The organism is Mycobacterium sp. NGS56 (assembly GCF_059812425.1).
The window spans coordinates 21,750-28,224 of the sequence record NZ_JCALCQ010000022.1; the positions used below are offsets into that span (position 1 = coordinate 21,750).

Here is a 6,475-nt window from a genome sequence, read left to right on the forward strand (position 1 = left end):
CGATCGGGCTTTTCGGCTTGTCACGGTCCATCCCCGGACCGGCGGACCAGCAGGCCTTCCAGGTTCCCGTCCGCCCGCCACTGCTGCAAAATGTCGGCGTATTCGGTGGGCGCGCCGAAGAAGAAGCTGCCCTGCCGAGTCTTGGCGTCGGCCTTGCCTTCCCGGTTGTAGTAGCCGGGCGTACACGTCTTGGCGCGCTCGGCACTCGCGACCGATCGGGCCACCACCGTGTCGACCCAGGCGGCTTCGGCGGCGGGTGCGGCTTCGATTTCGGTGATGCCTTCCGCGAGTGCGGTCGCGATGATCCAGGCGACGTGGCCGGCCTGCACATCGAGCAAGTAGGGAAAGTTCACCGTCAGCCCCGCCTGGGCGATGCTTTCGATGAAGCAATTCGGGAATCCGGTCGTACACAGGCCTTGAAAGGTGCGCACGCCATCGTCCCAGTGTTCGGTGAGCGTCACACCGTCACGGCCGATCAGCTCGAATCCGGTGCGGCGGCAGTAGTCGGTGCCCACCTCGAAACCCGTTGCGAAGATGAGACAGTCGAGTTCGTAGACCACGCCGTCGACCACCACGCCGGTTTCGGTGATGCGCTGCACCCCGCGACCCCGGGTATCGACCAGGGTGACATTGTCCCGGTTGAACGTCTGCAGGTACTCGTCGTGGAAGCAGGGCCGCTTGCAGAAGTATCCGTACCACGGTTTGAGCGCCTCGGCGGTGGCGGGATCGCAGACGATCGCCGCGACGCGCGCCCGGATCTCGTCCATTTTGGCGAAATCGGCCAGCTCGATATCGCGACTGCGCTGTTCGGGATCGGCGAGGCCGTCTGCATCCTGACGCATGACGGGCAACTTGCGCGTGATGCTGGTCCAGGCGTCGGCGACCAGGTCCTGCTCGGCTTGGCCTCCGGCGGTGAGGATCTGAAAGTTCTGTATCCGCTCACGCTGCCACCCGGGCCGCAAGGTACTGGCCCACTGCGGATCGGTGGCCCGGTTGGCCCGGACGTCCACCGAGGACGGCGTGCGCTGAAAGACGTAGAGCCGCTGGGCGGCCGCGGCGAGGTGCGGTACGCACTGGATCGCCGTGGCGCCGGTTCCGATGATGCCGACGCGCTTGTCGGCCAGATTCTGCAGCTGCTCACCGGTGTAGGCGTAATCCCATCGGCTGGTATGGAACGCATGCCCACCGAAAGCGCCGAGTCCGTCGATGCCCGGCAACTTCGGTTTGGCCTGATAGCCGTTGGCCATGGAGACAAACCTGGCGCGCATTTCGTCGTTCCGGTTGGTGCGGATGATCCAGCGCGATTCGTCGGAATCCCAACGGATTTCCCGCACATCGGTCTGCAGGCAGGCGTCAGGGTAGAGATCGAAGTGCTCGGCGATGCGCCGGCAATGCGCGAAGATCTCCGGGCCCTTCGCATACTTTTCGGTGGGGGTGTAGCCCAGCTCCTCGAGCAGGGGCATGTACACGTACGACTCGACGTCACAAGCGATTCCGGGATAGCGGTTCCAATACCAGGTGCCGCCCACGTCGGCCGCCCGGTCGATCAGCCGCACGCTTGTGACGCCCAGCTGTCGAAGCCGCGCGCCGGTCAACAGCCCGCCGAATCCGGCGCCGACGATGGCGACGTCCACCTCGTCGGTGAGCGGCTCGCGGACCAGGTTCCCGTCCGACCACGGGTCTTCGGCATATCGGGCGAACGCGCCCGCCATCTCGACGTACTGCGCGATGCCGTCCGCGCGGATACGCCGCGCGCGTTCTTCGGCGTACTTGCGTCGCAGCGCATCGACATCAAGTGCCTGGCCAACGGTCTCGGTCACGGCCTCGCGTTCCTCTCCGTGGCCTCGACCTTATAATCAATCGCTTGATCATATCAAGGTGCGGCCACGCAGGAGGCCGATTGCGGGGGGGCTATCCCCGCGTAGCCCCTGCGAGCAGGGTGCCTTTGATCAGCTGCCTGGCCGAGGCCAGCGCCGCGTGATACTCGTCAGCCGGCAGCGTGGCCGCCAACTCGGTCAGCCCGTAGATCAGTGCATAGACCGCCTCGGCGGCGCCGCGGCGGTCGGCATGGCCGGCCAGCCCACCTTCGCGAAATGCGTCCGCGACGATGCCGTCGATGATCTCGCGGAAAGCGTGAAACTCGCCCGTCCTCGTGGCATCGACGGCAATCGCATTCTCCACCCGGATCACCCACTCGAACGCCGCCAGGTCGGGATATTCGCGCATCAGCCGGCCCGATTCGTCGAGGACCGCTTCCAATCGTGCGATCGCGTTGCCCGGGCGGGCGGCCGCCTGTCGCAGTCGCGGGACCGCGACGTCGGTCCGCGCGGCAACGGCGGCCTCCATCAGTTCGGCCTTGTTCGCAAAGTAGTTATAGAGGCTGGCACTGGTGACGTTCGCGGTACGGGCGATTTGACGAATCGTCGCCCGCGCGTACCCCACCGTGGCCACACACCGCATAGTGGCGACGATGATCCGCCGGCGGGTCTCCTCGCCGCTGGCACCGACCGGGCGCCCGCGGTGCGCCCGCGTCACGGTGCTGGCTCCATTGGTCGCATCCCGTCCGTCGGCCGATGGTGCCGACTCATCGAATATAATCGGACGATCAATTTTCTTGACGGCGCGGAGGTGCGCGGTGCGTGACCGACGGACCCGCAGGGCGCCATGACCATCACCCCGTCGCAATTGGGCCGGCCGGTGGGCGCCGATGGCGAGCAGACCCGGGCACGAATCGTCACCGCGGCGATGCGCTGTGTGGCCGAGGCGGGCTATACCCGGGCGACGATTCGCGAGATCGCCCGGGCCGCCGACATGACCAGCGGCAGCCTGTATCACTACTTTGCGAACAAGTCCGAATTGCTCGAGGCCACCGTCAGCGAGATGGACCGCATCGCACGTCCCCGGCTGCGGGCTGCCGCCGCGCAAACCGACAATGTCGTCGATCGCCTCGCTGCGGTATTCGACGAGTCCAGCCGGTTGATGCGGGACTATCCCGGCCTGGCGGCCTTCGAGCGGGCTATGCGGGTGGCCGGCCACGAGCACCGCGGTGGCAGGCGGTCGAAGCGCCCCGGATTGAAGGCGTTGCGCGACATCATCACCGAGGTCGTCGATGATGCGCAGGCGCAGGGCGCGCTGCCCGCCGGCACCGATGCGGGCGCCGCGGTGAATGCGCTCCATGCGTTGGCTCGCGGTCTGACGGAACGAGCGGCCAGTCTGGGCCCGGACGCTTATGCCGCCACGCTCGATTCGGCTAAGGGGCTACTGCGGGGAACGCTGTTCACCGACGGCCCTCAGTGAGTCGCCCAGAGTCCACAACGCCACCCCGAGCAAAACCAGATCCTTGAGCAGGAATTGGCCTGGCAGCGCCGAGAGCACCGGAAGACCGTGGGCGTACGCCATGACCACCCCCGGCGTGGTGAACAGGAAACTCAGCGTGCCCGCAAACAGCACCACCGCCAGCGCGCTGCCCGCGGCCGAGGCCCGCGGCCACCAAGGTCGTAGCGCGATGAGAAGGGCGGCAACGATTTCCATCGTTGCGAGTGCGCGCGCGACGAAGGTGACGCTGAAGACGTCATAGACCCAGCTCATCAGGGGGCTGTGCTGAATGAGCACGCGCGCTTCCATTTTCACGTACTTGCCCACCCCGATCCACGCCAAGACGAGCACCAGGCCGTAGCGGCTGACGATGTGGCCCCACCGGGTCAGTGCCGGCACCGCGGGTGGCGCCAAGGTTCGTTCGATCATCGGGCGAAGTCCTTCCGGAAACTGAAACGCGAGCAACCACCCAACCCACGGTTCAGGCCCCGAGTGCGTTCACATCCGCAACCGCTCGAGGCCGGCGACGATGAGCCGCAACCCGAACACGAATTCGTCGGCCAGCGGGACTGGCAAGTCATCGGAGACGGTGACGGTCGCGGGAAAGCGCGACGGATCGAGCCTGCGAAACTCCGCCGAGAGTTCGTCGTCCCGTCGATCGCCGTGGGCCGTCACTGCAGACACCTGTATCGCAAAGCCCAGGACGTAGCGCGCCAGCGTCGCGTATGCGTGGGCCGCGACCGCCGGCGGAAAACCGTTGTCGAGTAGAACGGCCAAACAGCGCTCACGATTGGCCAACGCATTCGGGCCCATTGGCGTGTACTCGATCAATAGCGGCGCGGCATTGCCATGCCGGCTCAGCGCCTCAAACATGTGCTGCGCGAACAAGGTACAAGCGTCTTGCCACGGCAACGCTGCGAGTTCTGCCGCGTCGATGTCGACCTCCCCGAGTATGTGGTCGATCACCAGCGAGACCAGCTGCGACCGATTGGAGAAGTGCCGGTACAGCGTGGCGGTACCGGACTCCAGGCGCTGCGCGAGCGACCGCATGGACAGCGCCTCGGGACCTTGTTCGTCCACGAGTTCGACCGCCGCGGCCAGGATGCGGTCCACCGGCAGGGGCGGGCGGCCGCGAGAACGGCGCGGCGGATTGGTGTCGCTCACATCATTCAAGGTCGCGTTCCTGCGGTTGACATCTCGACATATTATGAACACACTGTATCCGTAAATACACGTGCGCGAACACCCTGACAGCAAGGAACTTTCGCCATGCTCCTCCCCTTGGCGGCAGAGCCCTTCACCGCTCCCACCGATCGCGACATGCTTCCCTCCGAACGGCGCGAGTTCGTGCGCACACATCGCACCTGCGTGTTCGGGTACCGCCGCCGCAACGACGGCCCTGCCATGTCGATCGTCTACTACATCCCCACCGACTCCGGCGAATTGCTGGTCTCCACCATGGCCGGTCGCGGCAAGGCTCGCAGCGTCGAACGCGAGCCGAAGGTGAGCCTGTGCATCCTCGACGAGCGATGGCCGTTCGCGTACCTGCAGGTCTACGCCGACGCCACCGTCGATCAAGACCGGAATCTGACAGTCGACGTGATGATGGCGGTTGGTGGCCGGATGTCCGGTGAACCACTCGGCGACGACGCCCGCCCACACATCCGGGAAATGTGCGAGCGTGAAAACCGGGTGGTCATCCGCTGCCGGCCCTACTCCACTTTTGCCACGCCGCCGCGCCATTTGCATCGCAACGACCAAGCTAAGGAGCTCAGCCATTGGGTGTCCCGCGTAATACCTTGGGACGCAGCCGATCCGGCGGGCTGATCAACCCGCGTAGCGGTCACGCAGCTTGCCCAGCGTCGCTTCGATGCCCGAGGCGTTCGCCTTGGCGAAACCCATCCGCTCGTAGTACTTCAGCTTGTTCTTGAGCGCACCGGCGTCGCGGTAGTCAAACGTCTCGGTGACGGTTGTCTGCGTCGGAGATAGCGCCTCGAATTCCCACCGCCAGCGGTGACCCAACGGATGACGCCATTCGACCAGTTCGTTCGGGGTCAGCGCGGTGATCGTGCTGGTGATCCGGTAGGGAACGCCGAACATCTTCATGTGCGTCGAAAACTTTGATCCCTCAACGAGTTGCGGGGGCACGCTGATGTTGTCGCGCACCGTGCCAGACCCGTCGAGTTCGTGGTGACGGCGCGGATCGGCGACCATGGCATACAACTCCGCGGCCGGTGCGGCCACCTCGACCCTGCGGCTCACCTGTCGGGGTCCTCGATCGACAACCGTGACGGTCATTGAGAATCTCCTTCCGCTACCCGGCAGCGTAACCGGTCTCGTTCTCCTGATTGGGAGTGTTCGGCACCCCCCGGAGACAGCACGACGCACGCCGTCCAGAACCCCGAGTGGTCGGCCCGGCGACCTCTTCGCGCAACACGACGACGGGACTACGGCATGCATCTGCGGGGCCTGCACAAGCCCCCGTTGCCCGACGGCATTGCCCAGCCCGAAGACATCGCTGACGCCTTCGCCTGGCTGGCCTCCGACCAATCGAGATTGGTCCCCGCAAGCCAGGTTTCGGTCGATATCGGTGTCGGCTATGTCTGATCTGAGTCTGAGGTGAGGTGTTACGCCCACGCGGCGGACCGCACCTGCGGCAACAGGCCGCTTCGCCGAGCGGGCAGAATGGAATGGTCAAGACCTGCCGGCGGATAGCGAAGGAGCGGCATGCCCACCAGCGAATATCGTGTGAGCGGGATGAGCTGCGGGCACTGTGAGGCCGCAGTCCGCAGCGAGGTGGCCCAGATCCCCGGCGTCGACGACGTGAGGATCAGCGCCACCACCGGCCGGCTCGTCGTCACCAGTACGCAGCCTATCGATGCCGACGCCGTGCTCGGCGCGGTCGACGAGGCCGGCTATGAGGCCGTCTTGGTCGCATGAGCACGCCCCCGCGAGAAATCCACGAGGGCGCCCTTTCCGGTGCCGGGACGACCCGGATCGAGCTGGCAATCACCGGAATGACCTGCGCCTCCTGTGCGGCCCGGATCGAGAAGAAGCTGAACAAGCTCGACGGCGTCGCCGCGACCGTCAATTACGCCACCGAGAAGGCGGCCGTGACGGCTCCGGCGGGCTACGACGTGGGGATTCTCATCGGCGAGAT

General features: G+C 65.8%; 9 protein-coding genes and 1 pseudogene. 5 read left to right on the forward strand and 5 right to left on the reverse strand.

What is annotated here, in order from left to right; all coding sequences use genetic code 11:
* Positions 1 to 20 precede the first annotated feature (20 nt).
* Both AC5Y4F_RS26480 and AC5Y4F_RS26485 read right to left on the reverse strand, forming a co-directional pair.
* On the reverse strand, positions 21 to 1,820 hold the full coding sequence (locus tag AC5Y4F_RS26480; protein WP_067933012.1) for a flavin-containing monooxygenase: 1,800 nt from the start codon (positions 1,818 to 1,820) through the stop codon (positions 21 to 23).
* A 91-nt stretch (positions 1,821 to 1,911) separates the two neighbouring features.
* Positions 1,912 to 2,535: a TetR/AcrR family transcriptional regulator gene (locus tag AC5Y4F_RS26485; RefSeq protein WP_499999613.1), complete on the reverse strand. Its 624-nt coding sequence runs from the start codon at positions 2,533 to 2,535 to the stop codon at positions 1,912 to 1,914.
* Between the two features lie 129 nt (positions 2,536 to 2,664).
* On the opposite strand from AC5Y4F_RS26485, the gene AC5Y4F_RS26490 reads away from it, so the two are divergent.
* Positions 2,665 to 3,297 (forward strand): TetR/AcrR family transcriptional regulator, encoded by a 633-nt coding sequence (locus tag AC5Y4F_RS26490; RefSeq protein ID WP_499999615.1) that lies wholly within the window; start codon positions 2,665 to 2,667, stop codon positions 3,295 to 3,297.
* Here the strand turns inward: AC5Y4F_RS26490 and AC5Y4F_RS26495 are convergent.
* Together AC5Y4F_RS26495 and AC5Y4F_RS26500 are read right to left on the reverse strand one after the other, a co-directional pair.
* Positions 3,259 to 3,744 (reverse strand): YkgB family protein, encoded by a 486-nt coding sequence (locus AC5Y4F_RS26495; protein ID WP_067930881.1) that lies wholly within the window; start codon positions 3,742 to 3,744, stop codon positions 3,259 to 3,261. The genes AC5Y4F_RS26490 and AC5Y4F_RS26495 overlap by 39 nt on opposite strands.
* Positions 3,745 to 3,813: 69 nt before the next feature.
* Complete coding sequence (locus tag AC5Y4F_RS26500) at positions 3,814 to 4,479, reverse strand: TetR/AcrR family transcriptional regulator (protein WP_499999625.1); 666 nt, start codon at positions 4,477 to 4,479, stop codon at positions 3,814 to 3,816.
* Positions 4,480 to 4,584: 105 nt separating this feature from the next.
* Here AC5Y4F_RS26500 and AC5Y4F_RS26505 point away from each other — a divergent pair, with 105 nt between their 5' ends.
* On the forward strand, positions 4,585 to 5,142 hold the full coding sequence (locus AC5Y4F_RS26505; protein WP_499999618.1) for a pyridoxamine 5'-phosphate oxidase family protein: 558 nt from the start codon (positions 4,585 to 4,587) through the stop codon (positions 5,140 to 5,142).
* Here AC5Y4F_RS26505 and AC5Y4F_RS26510 read toward each other — a convergent pair whose 3' ends face one another.
* Positions 5,143 to 5,613, reverse strand: coding sequence for an SRPBCC family protein (locus AC5Y4F_RS26510; RefSeq protein ID WP_067930876.1), 471 nt, complete (start codon positions 5,611 to 5,613; stop codon positions 5,143 to 5,145).
* A gap of 153 nt (positions 5,614 to 5,766) precedes the next feature.
* Here AC5Y4F_RS26510 and AC5Y4F_RS26515 point away from each other — a divergent pair.
* The 3 genes and pseudogenes from AC5Y4F_RS26515 to AC5Y4F_RS26525 all read left to right on the forward strand — a co-directional run.
* Positions 5,767 to 5,922, forward strand: a pseudogene (locus tag AC5Y4F_RS26515) (SDR family mycofactocin-dependent oxidoreductase); the annotation flags it as partial.
* Positions 5,923 to 6,042: 120 nt separating this feature from the next.
* Positions 6,043 to 6,255, forward strand: coding sequence for a heavy-metal-associated domain-containing protein (locus tag AC5Y4F_RS26520; protein WP_067930873.1), 213 nt, complete (start codon positions 6,043 to 6,045; stop codon positions 6,253 to 6,255).
* A partial coding sequence (locus tag AC5Y4F_RS26525; RefSeq protein WP_499999621.1) for a cation transporter occupies positions 6,252 to 6,475 on the forward strand: 224 nt, incomplete at its 3' end. The genes AC5Y4F_RS26520 and AC5Y4F_RS26525, both read left to right, overlap by 4 nt.

What these genes read in the sequence shown, in the direction of transcription:
- AC5Y4F_RS26490 (WP_499999615.1), top strand. Translation starts at nt 2,665, where the DNA reads ATGACCATCACCCCGTCGCAATTGGGCCGGCCGGTGGGCGCCGATGGC.
- AC5Y4F_RS26495 (WP_067930881.1), bottom strand. Translation starts at nt 3,744, where the DNA reads ATGATCGAACGAACCTTGGCGCCACCCGCGGTGCCGGCACTGACCCGG.
- AC5Y4F_RS26505 (WP_499999618.1), top strand. Translation starts at nt 4,585, where the DNA reads ATGCTCCTCCCCTTGGCGGCAGAGCCCTTCACCGCTCCCACCGATCGC.
- AC5Y4F_RS26510 (WP_067930876.1), bottom strand. Translation starts at nt 5,613, where the DNA reads ATGACCGTCACGGTTGTCGATCGAGGACCCCGACAGGTGAGCCGCAGG.
- AC5Y4F_RS26520 (WP_067930873.1), top strand. Translation starts at nt 6,043, where the DNA reads ATGCCCACCAGCGAATATCGTGTGAGCGGGATGAGCTGCGGGCACTGT.